The organism is Selenomonas bovis DSM 23594 (assembly GCF_000381005.1).
Classification (GTDB): Bacteria; Bacillota; Negativicutes; order Selenomonadales; family Selenomonadaceae; genus Selenomonas_C; species Selenomonas_C bovis.
Genome location: NZ_KB908412.1, coordinates 1 through 18217 on the forward strand (window position 1 = coordinate 1; position 18217 = coordinate 18217).

The 18217-nt window shown below is 58.5% G+C and carries 21 protein-coding genes and 1 tRNA gene; 16 read left to right on the top strand and 6 right to left on the bottom strand.

Annotated elements, in window-relative coordinates; all coding sequences use genetic code 11:
* The 12 genes from F599_RS15640 to F599_RS0111460 all read left to right on the top strand — a co-directional run.
* On the top strand, positions 1-216 hold a 216-nt coding region (locus F599_RS15640; RefSeq protein WP_211209096.1), incomplete at its 5' end, for a hypothetical protein.
* Positions 217-528: 312 nt separating this feature from the next.
* Positions 529-1002: a NanQ anomerase/TabA/YiaL family protein gene (locus F599_RS0111410; RefSeq protein ID WP_019543651.1), complete on the top strand. Its 474-nt coding sequence runs from the start codon at positions 529-531 to the stop codon at positions 1000-1002.
* Positions 1003-1097: 95 nt separating this feature from the next.
* Complete coding sequence (locus F599_RS0111415; protein WP_019543652.1) at positions 1098-4880, top strand: phosphoribosylformylglycinamidine synthase; 3783 nt, start codon at positions 1098-1100, stop codon at positions 4878-4880.
* 332 nt (positions 4881-5212) lie between these two features.
* Complete coding sequence (locus F599_RS0111420) at positions 5213-5494, top strand: glutaredoxin domain-containing protein (protein WP_019543653.1); 282 nt, start codon at positions 5213-5215, stop codon at positions 5492-5494.
* A 210-nt stretch (positions 5495-5704) separates the two neighbouring features.
* Positions 5705-6148 (top strand): Hsp20/alpha crystallin family protein, encoded by a 444-nt coding sequence (locus F599_RS14300; protein WP_020700584.1) that lies wholly within the window; start codon positions 5705-5707, stop codon positions 6146-6148.
* 253 nt (positions 6149-6401) lie between these two features.
* Positions 6402-6959: a flavin reductase family protein gene (locus tag F599_RS0111430; protein ID WP_026327965.1), complete on the top strand. Its 558-nt coding sequence runs from the start codon at positions 6402-6404 to the stop codon at positions 6957-6959.
* Between the two features lie 65 nt (positions 6960-7024).
* Entirely contained in the window at positions 7025-7807 is a 783-nt protein-coding gene (locus tag F599_RS14930; RefSeq protein WP_019543656.1) for a metallophosphoesterase, read from the top strand.
* Between the two features lie 166 nt (positions 7808-7973).
* Positions 7974-8058: transfer RNA gene (locus tag F599_RS0111440), tRNA-Leu, on the top strand.
* A 91-nt stretch (positions 8059-8149) separates the two neighbouring features.
* A complete protein-coding gene (locus F599_RS0111445) occupies positions 8150-9487 on the top strand; it encodes a TrkH family potassium uptake protein (RefSeq protein WP_019543657.1) in 1338 nt (445 codons plus the stop codon).
* A 9-nt stretch (positions 9488-9496) separates the two neighbouring features.
* A complete protein-coding gene (locus tag F599_RS0111450; RefSeq protein WP_019543658.1) occupies positions 9497-10147 on the top strand; it encodes a potassium channel family protein in 651 nt (216 codons plus the stop codon).
* A 15-nt stretch (positions 10148-10162) separates the two neighbouring features.
* Positions 10163-11995 (top strand): excinuclease ABC subunit UvrC, encoded by a 1833-nt coding sequence (gene uvrC / locus F599_RS0111455; protein WP_019543659.1) that lies wholly within the window; start codon positions 10163-10165, stop codon positions 11993-11995.
* Entirely contained in the window at positions 11982-12863 is an 882-nt protein-coding gene (locus F599_RS0111460; protein ID WP_019543660.1) for a PHP domain-containing protein, read from the top strand. Before uvrC ends, F599_RS0111460 begins: the two co-directional genes overlap by 14 nt.
* Before the next feature lie 67 nt (positions 12864-12930).
* Here the strand turns inward: F599_RS0111460 and F599_RS14310 are convergent, their stop codons facing one another.
* Positions 12931-14148, bottom strand: a complete 1218-nt coding sequence (locus tag F599_RS14310; protein ID WP_019543661.1) for a tyrosine-type recombinase/integrase — start codon at positions 14146-14148, stop codon at positions 12931-12933.
* Positions 14149-14305: 157 nt separating this feature from the next.
* Here F599_RS14310 and F599_RS0111470 point away from each other — a divergent pair, with 157 nt between their 5' ends.
* Genes F599_RS0111470 through F599_RS0111480 form a run of 3 tightly spaced genes read left to right on the top strand, consistent with a single transcriptional unit; the run spans position 14306 to position 15200 of the window.
* A complete protein-coding gene (locus F599_RS0111470; protein ID WP_019543662.1) occupies positions 14306-14488 on the top strand; it encodes a type II toxin-antitoxin system HicA family toxin in 183 nt (60 codons plus the stop codon).
* A gap of 48 nt (positions 14489-14536) precedes the next feature.
* Positions 14537-14989, top strand: coding sequence for a type II toxin-antitoxin system HicB family antitoxin (locus tag F599_RS0111475; RefSeq protein ID WP_019543663.1), 453 nt, complete (start codon positions 14537-14539; stop codon positions 14987-14989).
* Between the two features lie 25 nt (positions 14990-15014).
* Positions 15015-15200 carry a hypothetical protein gene (locus F599_RS0111480; RefSeq protein ID WP_211209097.1) on the top strand — a complete coding sequence of 62 codons (186 nt, stop codon included), beginning with the start codon at positions 15015-15017 and terminating at the stop codon, positions 15198-15200.
* Positions 15201-15389: 189 nt separating this feature from the next.
* Here F599_RS0111480 and F599_RS0111485 read toward each other — a convergent pair whose 3' ends face one another.
* The 4 genes from F599_RS0111485 to F599_RS0111495 all read right to left on the bottom strand — a co-directional run bounded on the left by F599_RS0111485 (position 15390) and on the right by F599_RS0111495 (position 17468).
* The gene (locus F599_RS0111485; protein WP_019543665.1) at positions 15390-16313 is read right to left on the bottom strand and encodes a DUF6414 family protein; all 924 of its coding nucleotides are present in this window, start codon (positions 16311-16313) and stop codon (positions 15390-15392) included.
* Entirely contained in the window at positions 16265-16435 is a 171-nt protein-coding gene (locus tag F599_RS15765) for a hypothetical protein (RefSeq protein ID WP_169337826.1), read from the bottom strand. The genes F599_RS0111485 and F599_RS15765 overlap by 49 nt, the downstream gene beginning before the upstream one ends.
* A gap of 98 nt (positions 16436-16533) precedes the next feature.
* The gene (locus tag F599_RS0111490) at positions 16534-16734 is read right to left on the bottom strand and encodes a LexA family protein (RefSeq protein ID WP_019543666.1); all 201 of its coding nucleotides are present in this window, start codon (positions 16732-16734) and stop codon (positions 16534-16536) included.
* Positions 16735-17015: 281 nt separating this feature from the next.
* Positions 17016-17468: a TIR domain-containing protein gene (locus tag F599_RS0111495; protein WP_338141067.1), complete on the bottom strand. Its 453-nt coding sequence runs from the start codon at positions 17466-17468 to the stop codon at positions 17016-17018.
* 38 nt (positions 17469-17506) lie between these two features.
* On the opposite strand from F599_RS0111495, the gene F599_RS0111500 reads away from it, so the two are divergent.
* Entirely contained in the window at positions 17507-17701 is a 195-nt protein-coding gene (locus F599_RS0111500) for a hypothetical protein (protein ID WP_019541981.1), read from the top strand.
* Here F599_RS0111500 and F599_RS0111505 read toward each other — a convergent pair.
* On the bottom strand, positions 17680-18126 hold the full coding sequence (locus F599_RS0111505; protein WP_019541980.1) for a DUF4231 domain-containing protein: 447 nt from the start codon (positions 18124-18126) through the stop codon (positions 17680-17682). The genes F599_RS0111500 and F599_RS0111505 overlap by 22 nt on opposite strands.
* Positions 18127-18217: the final 91 nt, after the last annotated feature.

The following is an 18217-nucleotide window of genomic DNA, read 5'->3' on the forward strand; positions in this document are numbered from 1 at the left end:
GGTTCTTATGGGCCTGAGAGAATGTCTGGTAAAGTGCGGATAAATCCATTTCATCCACAAAGTGGCGTAGCAGACGGACCGGGTCATCCTTTGGAATTTGAAATTCAAAATTTAAGGGAAGGCAGAGTTGAAAACTTCCGCCGAGGGATGTATAATCTCCTTGTAAAATTTGATTTTGCATATCTATATTTTACGCCTGTTGCCAAGGATTTTTAAGTCCTTGGCAACATTTTTTTGCAAACTAAAAGGGGCTGCTACACGTTGTTGATACGTGCAACAGCCCCTTTTTCTTTGTCCGGGGCGCGTCCTTGTACCGTTGCCCCGCAGGAAAACGTGTCTGTTTGTGCGCTCGTTACGTGCGCGGTGGGAAAATATTGAAGCCGATGCCTTGCAGAACCAGGTGTTTTTTTATACAATTAAGGAAGCGCTTAAGAAAGCGCTGGTGAAATGAGGTGCGCCGGACTTTTCTGGGCACAGCATGCATCAGCGCTGCGCAAGGCGTAACAGTAGAGGAAGAGGGGCGTTTTCATGTTTGTTGGCACGATGGAGGCCGCGGAACAGGGGTATGTGGAGTTTCCGCCCATTCTGCGCGAGGCGCTGGCATTTTTGCGGGCGCATGATTTCAAGAAGATGGCCGATGGCCATTATCCCATTCGCGGTGAGCAGTGCTATGCGAATCTCGATCGCTACACGACGCGGGAGGCAGATGCTTGTTTTCCTGAGACGCACCAGCGTTTCGTCGATATCCAGTATCTCGTCGAGGGGGAGGAGTATCTTGGCTGGTGTCCGCTGAGTCCTGAGCTCTCGGTGCGCACGCCCTATGATGCGGCGCGCGACGTCACGTTTTATGAGCGGCTCGTCCCGGAGAGCAATCTCGTGCTGCTGCCCGGGAGTTTCGCCGTGCTCTTCCCGGAGGATGTGCATCGTCCTCAGGTGGCGACGGAGGACGGGCCTGCGCCAGTGACAAAGGTCGTTGTCAAGATTTCCACGGAGCTGCTCTGACACGCTTGCGGGCGTTTTGCCCGCTGCGCCAATGACAACCCGGTCGGAGTTTCATGGAGAGATAGAGCTATACGAGGCAGGAGGAATTATTACCCATGACGGTGAGAAGACTTTTCGTAGAAAAAAGACAGGGATTCTTCGACATCCCCGCGCAGCAGCTTTGCGACGATCTGACGGAGACGTTCCGCCTCACAGGCCTCAAGGCCGTGCGCATCATCAACCGTTACGATATCGAGGGACTCAGCGACGAGGAGTACGAAAAGGTGAAATCCGTCGTATTCTCCGAGCCGCCCGTCGACGTCGTCTATGAGGAGAAGCTGCCGCATTTCCCCAATTCGCGCGTGTTCGCGATGGAGTACCTGCCCGGCCAGTACGATGTGACGGCGGACTCGGCGGCGCAGTGCGTGCAGCTTGTGACGGCGAAGGAGCGCCCCGAGATCCGCACGGCGCGCGTCATCGTTATCGTCGGCGACGTGGATCGCGAGACCTTTGGCGAGATCAAGGCGTACTGCATCAACAAGGTCGAGAGCCGTGAGGCCTCTCTCGAGAAGCCCGCGTCCCTCGAGATGAAGATGACGCCGCCCGCGGATGTCAAGGTGCTCGAGCAGTTCAACAGCCTCGATGACGCGGGGCTGCAGGCGTTCATGGACGAGATGGGCTTCGCCATGAGCTTCGAGGATCTGAAGTTCTGCCAGACGTATTTCCGCGACACGGAGCACCGCGCGCCGACGGTCACGGAGCTGCGAGTCATCGATACGTACTGGTCCGACCACTGCCGCCACACGACGTTCACGACGGCTGTCGACATGGTGGATATCGAGGATGGCTATTTCAGCCCGGCACTGCAGGCCGCGTACAATCAGTACCTCAAGGATCGCGACAGTGTCTACGGCGAGACGACGACGCGCGAGGTCACGCTCATGGATCTCGCCGTCATCGGCATGAAGGAGCTCCGCAAGGAGGGGCTGCTCGAGGATCTCGATAAATCGGAGGAGATCAACGCCTGCAGCATCCAGATTAAGGCGGACATCGGCGGCAAGCAGGAAGACTGGCTCGTGATGTTCAAGAACGAGACGCACAACCATCCGACGGAGATCGAGCCGTTCGGCGGCGCGGCGACCTGCCTCGGCGGCGCGATCCGCGACCCGCTCTCCGGTCGTTCCTACGTCTATCAGGCCATGCGCGTGACGGGCGCGGCTGACCCGCGCCGCCCGCTCTCTGAGACGCTGCCCGGCAAACTGCCGCAGAAGAAGATCACGCTCGGTGCGGCCGCTGGCTACAGCTCCTACGGCAACCAGATCGGCCTCGCGACGGGACAGGTGCAGGAGGTCTACCACGAGGGCTACATGGCGAAGCGCATGGAGATCGGCGCCGTCATCGCCGCCGCGCCGAAGGAGAACGTCGTGCGCGAGCGTCCGGCCGCCGGTGACATCATCGTGCTTGTCGGCGGGCGTACGGGCCGTGACGGCTGCGGCGGCGCGACGGGCTCGTCAAAGGAGCACACGGAGGAGTCCCTCACGAGCTGCGGCGCGGAGGTCCAGAAGGGCAACCCGCCGACGGAGCGCAAGATCCAGCGACTGTTCCGTAACCCCGCTGTCTCGCGCATGATTAAGCGCTGCAACGACTTCGGTGCGGGCGGCGTCTCCGTCGCCATCGGCGAGCTCGCTGACGGTCTTGTCATCGACCTCGATGCCGTGAAGAAAAAATACGAGGGCCTCGATGGCACGGAGCTCGCCATCTCCGAGTCGCAGGAGCGTATGGCCGTCGTGCTCGATCCGAAGGATCTCGCGGCATTCGTCAAATACGCGGATGAAGAGAACCTCGAGGCGACGCAGGTCGCCGTCGTGACGGAGGAGCCGCGCCTCATCATGAAATGGCGCGGCACGCCCATCGTGCAGATGAACCGCGCGTTCCTCGATACGAACGGTGTGCGTCAGCATGTCACGGCGAAGATTGCCGCGCCGGATGAAGGCAAGCGCTACCTCGCGTCCATGACGCCGGAGGCGGCAGCGCAGGGCGGCGACATCGAGAAGGCATGGCTTGCGAACCTCACGAACCTCAACGTCTGCAGCCAGAAGGGGCTCGCGGAACGGTTCGACTCGACGATCGGCGGCAATACCGTGCTCATGCCGTTCGGCGGCAAGACGCAGCTCGCGCCGCAGGAGGGCATGGTGGCGAAGCTGCCAGTGCTCGGCGCGGAGACGACGACGGCGACGGCGATGACGTTCGGCCTCAATCCGTATTTCACGGAGTGGAGTCCGTTCCACGGCTCCGTCTATTCCGTCGTTGAGGCAGCGGCGAAGATGGTCGCGCTCGGCGGCCGCGCGGACAAGATCCGCCTGACGTTCCAGGAGTACTTCGAGAGCCTCGGCAAGGATCCCGAGAAGTGGGGCAACCCGTTCGCTGCGCTGCTCGGCGCGCTCTGGGCGCAGCACCAGCTGAAGATCCCCGCCATCGGCGGCAAAGACTCGATGTCTGGCACGTTCGAGCATATCCACGTCCCGCCGACGCTCGCGGCGTTCGCCGTCGACGTGCTGCCGGCGGATCGCGCCGTCTCGGCGGAGTTCAAGTACGCGGACAACAAGGTCTACGCGGTGCCCTGCCGCAAGGACAAGATGGATCTGCCGGTCTTCGACCAGCTCAATAAGAACTTCGCGAAGATCAGCGCGCTCACGGCAGCGAAGAAGGTCTTCTCGGCGCGCAGCGTCGGCATGGGCGGCATCGCGGCCGCTGTCACGAAGCTCTGCCTCGGCAACATGATCGGCTTCAAGTTTACGAAGCTGGTCACGCGCGAGGAACTGTTCTGCCCGGACTACGGCACGATCCTCCTCGAGGTCGCGGCGGGCTCTGATATCGAGCAGCAGCTCGCGGGCACGGGCTGCTATGAGCTCGGTGTCACGACGGCCGTGCCGAGCATCATCTGCGGCAACGTTGTCGTGAGTCTCAAGGAGGCCGTCGAGGCCTATACGAAGCCGCTCGAGAAGATCTTCCCGACGCAGGTGAGCCGCAAGGCGAAGGATGCGGCGGTCTGGCGGCCCTATGAGGCGGGCAACGCCGTCAAGGGAACGAAGAAGCTCGCGCGACCGCGAGTCTTCATCCCCGTGTTCCCGGGCACGAACTGCGAGTACGACTCCGCGCGCGCTTGGGAGCGCGCGGGCGCAGAGACGGAGACGCTTATCGTGCGCAACCTCACGCCGCAGGCTGTCGAGGAGACGGTTGAAGCCATCGTCAAGGGCATCCAGCAGGCCCAGATCATCATGCTGCCGGGCGGCTTCTCCGGCGGCGACGAGCCGGACGGCTCCGGCAAGTTCATCGCGGCGATGTTCCGCCATCCGCGCATCGCGGAGGAGGTCATGCGCCTGCTCAATCAGCGCGACGGCCTCATGCTCGGCATCTGCAACGGGTTCCAGGCGCTCATCAAGCTCGGTCTCGTGCCGTACGGCGAGATCCGCGACCTCACGGATAGCTCGCCGACGCTCACGCACAACACGCTCGGCCGCCACGTCTCCTGCATGGTCTCGACGCGCGTCGCGTCGAACCTCTCGCCGTGGTTCAACAACGTCAAGGTCGGCGATGTCCATCGCATCGCCGTCTCGCACGGCGAGGGCCGCTTCGTCGCGGATCAGGAAATCATCGCGAAGCTCCGCATGCGCGGCCAGATCGCGACGCAGTACGTCGACGATGACGGCAAGCCGTCGATGCAGATTCCGTTCAACCCGAACGGCTCCGTCAACGCCATCGAGGGCATCACGAGCCCGGATGGCCGCGTGCTCGGCAAGATGGGCCATTCGGAGCGCATCGGCGAGGATATCGCCAAAAATGTCCCGGGCGATAAAGATCAGCAGCTCTTCGAGGCTGGCGTCGCCTACTATAAATAAGCATCAGGAAGAGAGAAGGCTCTGCACGGCAGTCCGTGCGGGGCTTTTTCTCAACAGAGATTTCATGTCGAAGCGGCCGCTTTTCTGATGGCGCGCCGCTCATGCAGCAGCTTCGTCCAGGCGTGCTGCGGCCCGCTGGAAGAAATGCGTAAGGAACCGCTGATTAAATGAGGTGCTCTGAATTTGCGTAGATGCGCTGTATCTCTCTAGGAGACAAACCGGAGGCGTAGCAGAGCTACGCTGAGGATTGTAGGGCGACGAGAGGACAGTGCAGATATGCAAAGGCAGGGTACCGAATTAATCAGTGATTCCTAAAGAGGAGGAGAGTTCCTATGAAAAAACTGACCATGATCGTCATGCAGGGCTGCCCCTACTGCGCGGCAGCGAGGAGGGCCATCAAAGAGCTCAAGGCAGAGCAGGCGGCATACGCGCCGCTCACGGTGGAAGAGATTGAGGACGGCAGTGCGGCGGCGCAGGCGTATGGGAAAGATTACTACTATGTGCCGAGCGTCTTCATCGAGGGGGAGAAGTGCTTCGAGGCCCAGCCCGGCCAGTCAGATGAGAGTATCAAGCAGGCAGTGGCCCGTGCGTTTGACCGGGCGCTGGAGGCGTGAATCGGCAACGGTTGAAAAAATCAAGATTTTTCTTTTTGACCTATTGACATTTTGACTAATATGAGTACAATAGAAGATGTAGAGAGGAAAGGGGAACGGCCAAGGGGGCCAGGCCTCCGGACGAACCTCTGAACCCTCGAGTATCGAATGGTTTGAAGTTCCGGTTCCTGCAGCAAGGAATCGGCAAGACTCAGAAAGGGGATCTTGATGATGTTTGGTTTGGTTCCATTTGTCTCGCACAAAGATCTTGAGAAAGAAGATAACCTCTTCAATCGCTTCCTGAATGTCTTTGACGAACCGTTTATGGACAACTTCCGTATGCCGGAGTTCAAGGTGGATGTCAAGGACAATAAGGACAGCTACGACCTGACGGCTGAGCTGCCGGGGCTCAAGAAGGAAGATATCTCCCTCACGTATGACAATAACTATCTGACCATCGCGACGAAGCACGCAGACAGCAAGGACGAGAAGGATGAGAAGGGCAACTTCGTTCGCCGTGAGCGCAGCACGAGCAGCATGAGCCGCAGCTTCTACATCGACAATATTGATGAAGCGGGCTGCACGGCCGACTACAAGGACGGCATCCTCTCGGTGCACATGCCGAAGAAGGCCGTGACGGAGCAGACGGGTCATACCATCGCCATCGGCGCGTGAGTCGTTAGGGCTTGACAAACCAAACACCGGCTGGCCGCCCCTCGGGCGGCTGCCGGCCTGGCTACCTATAAGAAGCGCTTCCAGGCAGGGGCGGCATCAGAGGATGCCGCCCCTGCTTTGTGCGTTCGGGGAAGCATCGATTCTTGACTTTTGTAGAGGGAACGCCTACGATAAATGCAATGAAGGTTTCATGGTGGCGCGCGAGGAAGAGAAGCGCGAGAGAATCAGGTATTCTGGAAAGGAAGGCGTGGCAATGAGCAAGGAATTTGCACAGAAAGAGGCATGCGTCGTACCGGAAGGCGTCTTTATCATCGGTACGTATGACGCGGCAGGCGTGCCGAACGCGATGAATGCCGCCTGGGGCAGCCAGTCGGATTACGGCGAGGTGACGTTCTACCTCGCGAAGCACAAGACGACGGAGAACATCAAGGCGACGGGCGCGTTCACTGTGGCCTTCGCGACGAAGGATACGGTGGAGATTGCGGACTATTTCGGCGTGGAGACTGGCAGCCGTGTCAACAAGATGGAAAAGGCCGGCTGCCATGTGCATAGAAGCGCTCATGTCAACGCGCCGATCATTGAGGAGTTTCCCGTGACGCTGGAGTGCGAGGTCAAGAGCTATGACGATGAGACCGGCATCCTCGTCGGGAGGATCGTCGCGGAGCAGGCGGACGAGGCCGTGCTCACGAACGGCAGCGTGGACTACGATAAGCTGCAGCCTATCATCTTTGATATCAGCACGAAGACGTACCGCGTCATCGGTCCAGTCGTCGGCAGAGCGTTTCACGATGGACTAAAGCTGAAAAAATAATTCATAGGCGCAGATGTCTTGGCTGATGTCTGTTTCACAGGCGGCGGGAAAGCGAGATGAGTGATATGGAGCGATACCTGGTCATCGGTGATCTGCATGGCGAGTTTTCGAGATTTCAGACGCTTTGGCGGAAGGTCGGTTTTCGCGCGGGGCAGGATTGCGCACTCTTCTTGGGCGATTATCTGGACCGCGGCTCGGGCAACGTGCAGGTGATGGATTGGGTGCTCGGGCATTTCGGCAGAGACGATATGGTGTTCCTGCGGGGGAACCATGACCAGATGCTGCTCGATGCTTGCCGCGCGGAATCGACGGCGCAGGAGGGCGATGATTGGTTTGATTCGCCAAAAGCGCTCTGGCTGGAAAACGGCGGCAGCGAAACCGATCATCAGCTTTATGCGAGCGGCAGGCGGGAGGAGCTTCTGCCCGCATGGCTGGAGGCCGTACGGAAGATGCCGCTCTGCTGGCAGGAGACGCTTGGAGGCAGGCGGTACATATTCGCTCATGCGAGTGTCAGCCGCGATCCAGCCGTGCCGCTGACGGCGATGGCGCCGGAGGACTTCCTCTGGAGCAGGGATCTCGCGTTCCACCGCGAGGAATATCAGAGGGAGGAGATCGCTGTCATCGGTCATACACCGCTGCCCGCGCTGGGCCTCCCCGCGCGGCCGCAGGCTTTCTCCGGCGGCAAGGTGCTCATGATGGATACGGGTTCCTATCTGCCGGGAGGCTGTATCTCCTGTCTCGATTTGTTGAGCGGCGAGGTCTGGCAGTCGGATGGCACAACAGGTACCGGCGGCGCGGGCGGCAGGCTCAGGCGCGGCCTTTGTGGATTCTTTACGAAGCGGCATTGAGGGAATGGGTAGTTCCTATGAGTTTGCCTCACGTCTCGTATTGCTGGTTTGATGCCTGGTGCTGCGGCCAGATGTGTCGTTTGGCTGTAGTTGTTGACGCAGGCTTGGACTGTTTGCTATAATAGAGAAGTTCCTGCGGACTCTCTGAGGCGGCAGGACGAGACATGCGGATGTGGCGGAACTGGCAGACGCGCTGGATTTAGGATCCAGTGCCGCAAGGCGTATGGGTTCGACCCCCTTCATCCGCACCAGTCGAATGTGTGACGGCAGCGTCTGCGGACGGTGCCGTTTCTTGTTTGCCCGCGGGCGGTGCGCCTCTGCGGTGCGAAAGGGGAGGTTCCTTTGCGCGTTCCTTTCACAGGGCGGCAGTTTTCGTCGTTCCAGGTCATCGGACTTAGCTTTCTCGCGCTCATCGCGGCCGGGACGCTCCTGCTCATGCTGCCGTTTGCCACGCAAAGCGGCGAGGGCGCGCCGTTTTTGACGGCGCTCTTCACGACGGTGTCCGCGAGCTGCGTCACGGGGCTCACGGTGGAGAACACGGCGCTCTACTGGTCGATGTTCGGCCAGCTCGTGCTGCTCCTCCTCATCCAGGTCGGCGGCCTCGGCGTCGTGACGATGGCGGTGGCCGTGACGGTGGCCTCGGGGCGCAAGGTCGGTTTTATGCAGCGCAGTACGATGCAGGAGGCTGTGGCGGCGCCGCAGCTCGGCGGCATTGTGTTGCAGCTGCGGTTCATCCTGCTCTTCACGTTCGGCTGCGAGCTCCTCGGGGCGCTCCTGCTGCTGCCGGTGTTCGTGCGGGACTACGGCTGGTGCGAGGGTGGCTGGCTCGCGCTCTTCCACGCGGTCTCGGCGTTCTGCAACGCGGGCTTTGACCTCCTCGGGGAGCGGGCGGGCGGCTCGCTCATGGCGTACGCGGCGGATCCGCTCGTGAATCTCGTCGTCGTCGCGCTCATCCTCGCGGGCGGCCTCGGCTTCATTACCTGGGGGGATCTGCGTCTGCATGGCCGCCATCTCAGCCGCTGCCGCTTGCAGACGAAGATCATCCTCCTCATGACCGCCGTGCTCGTCATCGTGCCGACGGCGATTTTCTACATGCTGGAGTTTCCCGAGCTGCAGGGGGCGGCGCGGTTCTGGGCCTCGCTCTTCCAGGCGGTGACGCCGCGCACGGCGGGGTTCAATACCGTCGATATCGAGGCGATGAGCGAGACGGGGCGGCTGCTGCTCGTCACGCTCATGTTCACGGGCGGCGCGCCGGGATCGACGGCGGGCGGCATCAAGACGACGACGCTCTTCGTGCTGCTCGCGACGATGGCCTCCTCTCTGCGTCTGAAAAAGGATGTGGAGCTCACGCATCTCGGGCGGCGCATCTCCCTCGAGACCGTGCGGCGCGCGCTGACGATCTTCCTCGTCTACCTCGTGCTGTTGCTTTTGGTGACGGTCTTTATTTCTTATCATGACAGCGTTCCGCTCATGGACGCGATGGTCGAGACGGCCTCGGCGCTCGGCACGGTCGGGCTTTCCATCGGTCTCACGGAGCATCTGAGTTCCGTCTCACAGCTCTTGCTCTGCGGACTCATGTATTTCGGCCGCATGGGCGCGCTCACGCTGATCTATGCCATGCACACGCGGCGCGAGCCGGTGCCGCGTCGCCTGCCGGAGGGCGCGGTTACAGTTGGTTGAGGTGTTAGTATGAAGAAATCTGTCCTGATCGTCGGGCTTGGGCGCTATGGGCGCTATGTCGCGAAAAAGATGAACGAGCTCGACCATGAAATCCTCGCCGTGGACAAGGATGAGGAGAAAGTCAATCTCGCACTGCCCTTCGTGACGAATGCGCTTGTCGCGGATACGACGGATCCGCGCTTCCTCGAGTCGCTCGGTGTGCGCAATTTCGATCTCTGCATCGTCGCAATCGGCGACGATTTCCAGAGCTCGCTCGAGACGACGCTGCGGCTCAAGGAGCTCGGCGCGCAGTATGTCGTTTCGCGCGCCTCGCGCGGCATCCATGAGAAATTCCTGCTCAGGAACGGTGCTGACGAGGTCGTCTACCCGGAGAAGCAGCTCGCGAACTGGACGGCCATCCGCTATGGCTACGACCATATTCTCGATTACTTCCAGCTCGGCGACGACTATGCAGTCTATGAGCTGCCGATGCCGGAAGCGTGGGCCGGGCACACGATCGGCGAGCTCGACATCCGCCGACGCTACCATGTCAACGTGCTTGGCATCAAGGAGAAGGGACGCCTGACGGTGGAGATCACGCCCGCGACGCAGTGCGCAGCGGGCGATACGGTGCTCGTCGTCGGGCACCGCAAGGATCTGACGAAGTTCTTCCATATCTAAGCGGGAGGTGGGGTCATGACGGACATCGTGCGGGAAAAGCTGAAACTCCTGCCGGAGAATCCCGGTGTCTATATCATGAAGGACGCGGCGGGGAAGATCATCTACGTCGGCAAGGCCGTCGTGCTCAAGAACCGTGTGCGGCAGTATTTCCAGAGCAGCCGCAACCATACGCCGAAGGTGCGCGCGATGGTCGCGAAGGTCGCGGATTTCGAGTTCATCATGACGGCGAGCGAGGTCGAGGCGCTGATCCTCGAGTGCAACCTCATCAAGAAGCATCGGCCTCGCTACAATATCAGCCTCAAGGATGACAAGTCGTATCCGTATGTCAAGGTCACGGTACAGGAGGAGTTCCCGCGCGTCTTCATCACGCGGCGCGTCGTCAAGGACGGCGCGCGCTATTTCGGCCCCTATACGAACGCGACGGCGGTGCATGAGAGCCTGAAGCTCCTGCGCCGCCTGTTTCCGCTGCGCACCTGCCGGACGCTGCAGGACCGCCCGTGTCTCGAGTACCATATCAAGCGCTGCCTTGCGCCGTGCGTCGGCAAGATCTCACGGGAGGACTACGCGGTCTTCATCCGCGCCGTGCTGCTCTTTCTCGAGGGGCGCACGGAGGATGTGGAGCGCGAGCTGACGTTCCGCATGAAACGCGCGGCGGCGGCGTACCATTTCGAGATCGCGGCGCGCCTGCGCGACCAGCTGGCCGCCGTGAAGAAGATCGCGGAAAAGCAGAATATCGTGACGGGAGCGGGCGATCAGGACGCCATCGGCATGGCGCGCTCGGCGCTCGGCGTCTGCGTGCAGGTCTTCTTCATCCGCAGCGGCAAGATGATCGGGCGCGAGCATTTCCTTTTGCAGGGCAGCGAGGATGAGTCAGACGCCGCGCTGCTCGCGGCGTTCCTGCAGCAGTATTACCACCGGGCGACGTTCCTGCCGCACGAGATCCTGCTGCCGCTCGCCGTGGCGGAGGCGCCGCTCATCGAGGACTGGCTCGCGGCGCGCAAGCAGGCGCGCGTGCATCTCGTCGTGCCGCAGCGCGGCACGAAGCATGACCTCGTGCTGATGGCGGCGAGCAACGCGGAGAAGTTTCTCGCGGACGAGGAGACGCGGCGCGCACAGACGGATGCGCAGACGCTCGGGGCCGTCGAGGAGCTCGGCCGCTACCTCGGCCTCGAGAAGCCGCCGTACCGCATGGAGTGTTTCGATATCTCGCATATCCAGGGCGCGGAGACCGTCGCCTCGATGGTCGTTTTCGAGGGCGGCATGCCGAAAAAATCGGACTACCGCCGCTTCAAGATCAGGAGCACGGAAGGGAAGCCGGACGATTTCCTTTCCATGCGCGAGGTCACGCAGCGCCGCTACGGCGACCTGCCCGAGGAGGATCTGCCGGACCTCATCGTCATCGACGGCGGCAAAGGGCAGCTTTCCTCGGCGCTCGAGATCATCCGCGGCGCGGGCCATGCGGACGTTCCCGTCGTCGGCCTCGCCAAACAGTTCGAGCTCGTGTTCCGCGAGGGTGAGAGCGAGCCCGTCGTGCTGCCGCGTCACAGCCAGGCGCTCTATCTCATCGAGCGCATCCGCGATGAGGCGCACCGCTTTGCCATCACTTACCACCGCAAGCTGCGCGGCAAGCGCAACCTCGTCTCCATCCTCGATCATATCGTCGGCATCGGCCCCGCGCGTCGCAAGGCGCTCTGGAGCGCGTTCGGCAGCATCGCGAAAATCAAGGCGGCCAGTGTCGAGGAGCTCGCGGCTGTTTCCGGCATGAACCAGCCGGCGGCGGAGGCCGTCTATCATTTCTTCGCTGCCCAGAGGGAGTGGAAAGGAGAAACGTCACATGAAATACGTTGATTTGCACGTGCATTCGCTCGTCACGGACGGCAGCATGAGGCCGGAGGAGCTTGCGGCGCACGCGGCGGAGCGGGGACTCGCGGCCTTCGCGCTTACGGATCACGACAACATCGCGGGCGACGCGGCGGCCTGGCAGGCAGCCGCGCGTCTCGGCCTCGGTTTCCTGCCGGGCATGGAGCTTTCCGTCCGGTTCCGCGGGCGCAAGCTCCATATCGTCTGCCTCGGCTTCGCGGCGGATAGCCCGGAATTCCTGAAGCTCTACCGGAAGGTGCGCGCGGGCAAAGAGGCGAAGATCCCCGAAATCATTGCCTATATCGCGGCGAAGGGCGTCCCCATCCGCGAGGAGGATGTCGAGGCGTTCGCCTACGGGCCGCTCGACCGCTACGCCATCATGCGCTATCTTGTCTCGCTCCATCTCTACGATCATGCGCAGCCGCTCTGGGACAACTACCTCGATCCCGCAGTCAAGGCGCTCGGGCTCGCCTCAGCCGTGGAGGCGGAGGAGGCGCTGCCGCTCATCCATGCGGCGGGCGGCGTGACGTCGCTCGCGCATTTCCACAAGCGCATCGGCCTCAAGGGACTGACGCGCGCAGAGCAGGAGCGTGCCGTGTGCGACCTCCAAGCGCTCGGGCTCGACGGCATGGAGGCGTGGTATCCGAATTACAGCGAGGAGGATCGCGCGTTCGCCGTGCACCTCATCGGGAAATATCACCTGCTGCCGACGGCGGGCACGGACTACCACGGCGCCAACCGCCCGGAGATCGCGCTCGGCAGCGGTCTCGCGGCAGAGAACGCGATCTCCTATGATATCTTTGGCGGCGTGGCGGCGCGCGTGCGCCGCGTGCTGCTGCCCGCATGCGATGCCTGACGTCTTGCCATCATAATTGCGGTTAATGGAAAAACAAGCGGTGAACCCCGTGATTACTAGGCGGGGTTCACCGCTTGTCGTCATTTTGTCTGCATTTCGTGTTTGTCTGCAGGGTTTTTGTGAAAATTTTGAGCGCATCTCGTTGCATCTTTTCCGTGGGATGCGTATAGAGCTCTTCTGTGATGGTAGGCGTTGCGTGGCCAAGGCGGGCGGCAATGCTCTTCGCGCTTGCGCCGTTCTCGTAGAGAAGTGTGGCATGCGTATGGCGGAACGAGTGGGCGTTGAGACCACATTGTCCGAAATGATACCGGAGAAACGCGTATTGGCAGGGGCGACCATTGTCGAGCGTGCAGACGAGATGAATTTCTGTCGTGTCGTCAGGTTGATGACCCCGCGAGCATGTTGTGATTTGTCTGTGACAGTCGACATAGTTTGCAAGAATACTCCCCTTCCTCGCACGGACGACACGCTGACGTTTCCGCCAAGCGTAGAGATAGATGGCCAACGTGTCGTCGATCGGGATGTCTCTCAGACCTGCAGCTGATTTCGGAGATCCAAAGCGTAAGGGTCGTTGGGTTCTGATAATCTGACGTCTGACATGGATGACCCGTCCTGGTAGGTCTATATCCTCCCATACGAGCCCTAATACCTCTGAGACGCGCATGCCGGTATGATAAAGGAGCAGAATGACAAGCGCGACACAAGGGGACGAGATAAGAAACTGATGGAAGAGGGTGAGTGCTTGTTCCTGCGGGATGATCTTGCGCTCTATGACCTTCGCAGGCGCACTTTTTGGTATCTTGATATAGTGAGTTGGATTGCTGGCGATAAGCTCCGCAGGATAGACGGCGTAGCTGAGAGCGACCCCCAGGATGGCGAGATTCAGGCGCAGTGTTCCCCGGGAGAGACCTTCTTTTGCAAGCCCCCGCATCCAGGCGTCGAGGCGCGCAGGTGTGAGGTCTGTAAGGGGAAGGCCGCCGAGTGCGGGGATGATATGCGTGTGGATCTGGCTTCTGTAAGAGGCCAAGGTGCCGGTCTTAACATTCGTTGCGCAGACGTTAGCCAACCAGTCCTCAAGAAAGACCTTCAAGGTGACACGTTCGTTTGTGATGCCGATGTTGCCATGCTTCCAGTCAGTGAAGGCCTTCACACCGGCCTCATAGGCTTCATCACGCGAGGAGAAGCCACCTCGTTCAACGACCTTCCTCCTGCCATCATCCGTCCTGCCCGCTTCGAAGGCGTAGCTCCACGTTTTCCCGCGCTTGCGGGTGCGAACTTTGCTCATACATGTCATCTCCTGTGAATTTTACTATATCCTGCTCTCCGAGGACAACACCGTTATAGGTGAGGTTCGGCTCGGCATTGAAATACACGCTCTGCGTGTATTTGTATTGACATATACACGCAGAGCGTATATAATGGAATCATAGAGGAGGAAGAAAATGAAACGGTCGGAACTGTTGAGAATCCTGAAGAAACATGGATGCAAGTTTATGGCGCACGGTGGAAATCATGACATATTCTATAGCCCTATGACACAGAAGTGTTTTCCGGTATGGCGCCATGCAAAGGACATACCGCCGGGAACCGCAAAGGCAATCTTCAAGCAAGCAGGAATTGAATGAGGTGAGGGGCAGTAGCCCCTTCCTGTCAAACATAGAGGAGGAATCATCATGAAATACGCATATCCAGCCCTTATCTCGTGGAGCGAAGAGGATAAAACGTACTATGTCACATTTCCAGATCTGGAAAACTGTTTTACAGATGGAGCGACGCTGCCGGAAGCCCTTGAAAATGCGGCGGATGTCCTGAACCTGATGCTTTGGTCTGCGGAACACGAGGGCGAGGCGATTCCCGCGGCATCGACGATGGACGCTGTCAAGAAAGGAAAGCCTGACGATATCGTCACATTGGTGGCCGCTGATACCGTGGCATATCAGGAGGTGATGGATCGGGAAAACAACCCCATCAAGTATGCTAGGGAAAGGGCAAGTCTTAACATCAAGAAACTCGCTGAAATCCTCGGCGCTCCGTACCGCACGGTTCAAGATTGGAATGCGGGCCGCCGCATGCCGCCGGAATGGGTGCAACGTCTGATTGTCGAAAAAATAGAATCCGTGTCGTGATTGTGTTACGAACTTTATGCCGCCTGTGGGCGGCTATTTTTGTTTGCGTTTTGGCGGCGCCGCCAAAACGTTGTCACTGCTTGCAGTGCTTGATCGCGGGGATCTCGCGCTCGAAAGCCACAGGCTTCTTGGAATTATCAATGTGCAAAAAATGCACATTGTTCTTTTCATCCAGCTCGCCCTCGGCAAAGATGTTCTTGATATGCTTTGAGATGGTCGAGCGGTCTTTTTGGAAAAGAGCCGCGATTTCCGCGCGGGCGAGTCAGACTGTACCGTCATCGGCGTAGAGTTTGACGCTAGTTGCGCCGCCACCCGTGTTATAGATGATGATGTTGTCCATGTGATATTCATTTCACGGCCGCCTGCAGGGCGGTCTTTTTTGTTGCCAGCAGCGGGCGGCTTAGTCTACATTCAGTTCACGATAGATGAGTAATGGGATGATGGTAGCTTTACTCTCATCTGTCAGAAAGAGCTGGGACATGTCGAACATGACCTTTGAGAGGGCGCTCAGAGGGTTTTCTTGATTTACCTGATTCTGGTGAGAGCTTTCGTCGACAATCCCGAGAACGTTCCAAACGCCAGGTAGGCACTCGTTGTAGTTCAGGAAAATACTTTCCTCTGTATCAATCAGATACTCTGATTTTAAATTGCCATTGACGATATCGCCGTTCTCCATCTTCAGTTCGAGCCCGACTCCCTGCGGCAGGAACGGCATGATGAACTGCATCTGCTTTTGTGTCATCTCTGCGGGAATAGAGCTGAGTTTCAGGTCTAGAAGCTGCTTTTCTAGTCGTTGCAACGTTTCACGTGTATCCTTTGTCTTGTGGCCGGGCTCCTTGAGGTAGGCAATCTGGAGCTGGATGATCTGCTTTTTCTGTGCAGTGTCGTCCATGAGGTCGCCGTAGTCATCGAGCATCGGGATGATGGAGGAAATCATCTTGTAATTCTTGAGGGATATCGTGCCTTGCAAAATGGACAGCTGCGCGATAGTGCCTTTGCTGACGTTTCCCTGTGGGGATAGCTCGAGCTGGGCGAGCAATTCCAAGATGACATCATCGTAGGAAGATTTTGTTTTCTGGATGCTCTGCTTTAGGCTTTGAGACTGTGCGTTGTCGCTACCTATACCGAGTGCTTTTGGGATACCGATGCCGGCCTTTGTCGAATGAATAGAGCCTTGCGAGTCGTCCAACGTGGTTGTGACGCTCTGCAAGGCTCCTTGGTTGATCTGTGAAACAAGTGAGTTGAGTCGATAGGTATCTTTGTAGAAAATATCAATCAGCGGTTCTTCCGGGGTGTCCGTTTGAATTTTCGTGGCTTGTTCCATTTGTCCCACTCCTTATGAAATTCTTCAATGTTCTGTTGCAAACGGGCAGAAAGCTCGCGCTGCTTCTCTTTGGCCGTGAGAATCTGCTCGTCTATATCGTTTCTCATTTTCTTGAAAGGCATATCGCTCACCGTCCTTCAAGATTATTATACCAAAATGGAGCCATGTCGCTATGAATTTTTCAGGGTTCATTGCCGCCTGTTGGAGGTCTTTTGCGTGCTCAGAATTTGCTGATGCTCTGAATCACTCTGCCAATGATGCGGACAGGGAGCTTCTCGACTTCCTCGCGGCTGTAGAAATGCGGGGCGTAGACGGCGACGTTATGGCCGATGAGCGTCAGGCCGCTATCCGTTTCCTTTATTTCCTTGACGGTGGCCTCGTCGCCGTTGACCATAACGATGGCGATGTTGCCGCTGTCCACGTCTTCTCGCGCTTGCGGGTGCGTACAGTTGCCATGATGTGCTCCTTTCTCCGTGGCGCGTCCCACGGGAATATGTTATACTGAAACCACAAGCCTCGGCACGCCTACGGGCGTCCGGCGCGGGGTGGCCGACAACCACCTTCTTATCCAGCTGCCTCGTACGAGGCAACTCAGGGCCGTCTTGTCAACGGCTGCTGCAAATCGTGCCGCCTGCGGGCGGCTATTTTTGTTTGCATTTTGGCGGCGCCGCCAAAATGGCTACTTTTGAGCATGTCGCTGACTTAATATCTCATGATAGCATCTATGAGAGAGGACGAGTTCCAGCCCACCATCTCCGTGGCGGCTTGTTGGACTTTCAAGGGAATGCGCTGCTGTCCCCAGGGACGGATGCCGATGATGGTCTTTCCCATGCGATTAGCTTCGTCAATCTCATAGTCAATCCACTTACTGTAGGCATCGTACATCCCCGCGATGATGATAACGATACTGGCGGGCCTTATCTGATTGGTCAACGCATTCTCTAGTCCTGCATTTGTCCTTACATCAAGTGGATCGTGCTGAGGTACACTGTAATTCCGATAGTCCAGAGAGCTTTGTGATAGCCACCTTACAACTGTAGAGTAGTCATCGTTGTATTGCCAAGCATGGCTGATGAAAAGATTATAAGTACGAGGCATATCTATCATCCTTTCCCTTGTGATACAATATATACATGAAATAGCAAGAAGTGGCATTTTATCGCGACTTAGCACGGTGAAAGAGGTGGGGCGAGATGAAAGTAAGGAAATACCGGAAGAAGCCTGTTGTGGTTGAGGCCTATCAGACAGACCGAGAGATGATTATCCACACACTGGAAGGCGACCATCATGCGTCGGTGGGGGATTACATTATAACCGGCGTAAAAGGAGAGCAGTATCCTTGCAAGCCGGATATTTTTGCCAAGACCTACGAACCTGTCGATGAATGAGGTGTCGGAGGTTCGTCTTGCTTGATCTGGATCCAATCTCCATTGACGGAAGCAATGATGCTCTCGACGCGCATCACTAAAACAGTGTCCCTGTCATCTCCTCTGTAAACTCCTGTGCGCGTTTCGTACAGGAGTTTTTCACGCTTCAAGGCCTCGCTGGCTGCCCGATACTGCAACCATAAGTCGTGACATGAGTCCAGGCCAGCAAAGAAACGGAGATAGGATGCTATGGCACTGAGTAACACGAGTATAATGTCGCGCCAAGGATCTGCAATCGGCAGCATTCCGAGAACCGGAAGCAGGAGGACGCATGCGGTTTCTAAGCGCCGCAAACGCTTATATTCGCGCTGGTTTTCCGTACTTTTGCAGCTGAACCATTTTTGCTGTTCGTCCAAGCGATTTCTGATATATTCGTCAGGTGACATTTAGGCTTCCTTTCCTGGCCGCCTGCGGGCGGCTTTTTTGTACCACGTCGTACCACGTCGTACCATTCCGCCTCACGCGATCCCCTTGAGC

Coding starts and splice junctions, on each gene's coding strand:
- F599_RS0111420 (WP_019543653.1), top strand. CDS start 5,213: ATGAAAAAACTGACCATGATCGTCATGCAGGGCTGCCCCTACTGCGCG.
- uvrC (WP_019543659.1), top strand. CDS start 10,163: ATGACGGACATCGTGCGGGAAAAGCTGAAACTCCTGCCGGAGAATCCC.
- F599_RS0111460 (WP_019543660.1), top strand. CDS start 11,982: ATGAAATACGTTGATTTGCACGTGCATTCGCTCGTCACGGACGGCAGC.
- F599_RS0111485 (WP_019543665.1), bottom strand. CDS start 16,313: ATGGAACAAGCCACGAAAATTCAAACGGACACCCCGGAAGAACCGCTG.
- F599_RS15765 (WP_169337826.1), bottom strand. CDS start 16,435: ATGCCTTTCAAGAAAATGAGAAACGATATAGACGAGCAGATTCTCACG.
- F599_RS0111505 (WP_019541980.1), bottom strand. CDS start 18,126: ATGTCACCTGACGAATATATCAGAAATCGCTTGGACGAACAGCAAAAA.
- F599_RS14310 (WP_019543661.1), bottom strand. CDS start 14,148: ATGAGCAAAGTTCGCACCCGCAAGCGCGGGAAAACGTGGAGCTACGCC.
- F599_RS0111495 (WP_338141067.1), bottom strand. CDS start 17,468: ATGCCACTTCTTGCTATTTCATGTATATATTGTATCACAAGGGAAAGG.
- F599_RS0111450 (WP_019543658.1), top strand. CDS start 9,497: ATGAAGAAATCTGTCCTGATCGTCGGGCTTGGGCGCTATGGGCGCTAT.
- F599_RS0111470 (WP_019543662.1), top strand. CDS start 14,306: ATGAAACGGTCGGAACTGTTGAGAATCCTGAAGAAACATGGATGCAAG.
- F599_RS0111500 (WP_019541981.1), top strand. CDS start 17,507: ATGAAAGTAAGGAAATACCGGAAGAAGCCTGTTGTGGTTGAGGCCTAT.
- F599_RS0111415 (WP_019543652.1), top strand. CDS start 1,098: ATGACGGTGAGAAGACTTTTCGTAGAAAAAAGACAGGGATTCTTCGAC.
- F599_RS0111475 (WP_019543663.1), top strand. CDS start 14,537: ATGAAATACGCATATCCAGCCCTTATCTCGTGGAGCGAAGAGGATAAA.
- F599_RS14930 (WP_019543656.1), top strand. CDS start 7,025: ATGGAGCGATACCTGGTCATCGGTGATCTGCATGGCGAGTTTTCGAGA.
- F599_RS0111430 (WP_026327965.1), top strand. CDS start 6,402: ATGAGCAAGGAATTTGCACAGAAAGAGGCATGCGTCGTACCGGAAGGC.
- F599_RS14300 (WP_020700584.1), top strand. CDS start 5,705: ATGTTTGGTTTGGTTCCATTTGTCTCGCACAAAGATCTTGAGAAAGAA.
- F599_RS0111410 (WP_019543651.1), top strand. CDS start 529: ATGTTTGTTGGCACGATGGAGGCCGCGGAACAGGGGTATGTGGAGTTT.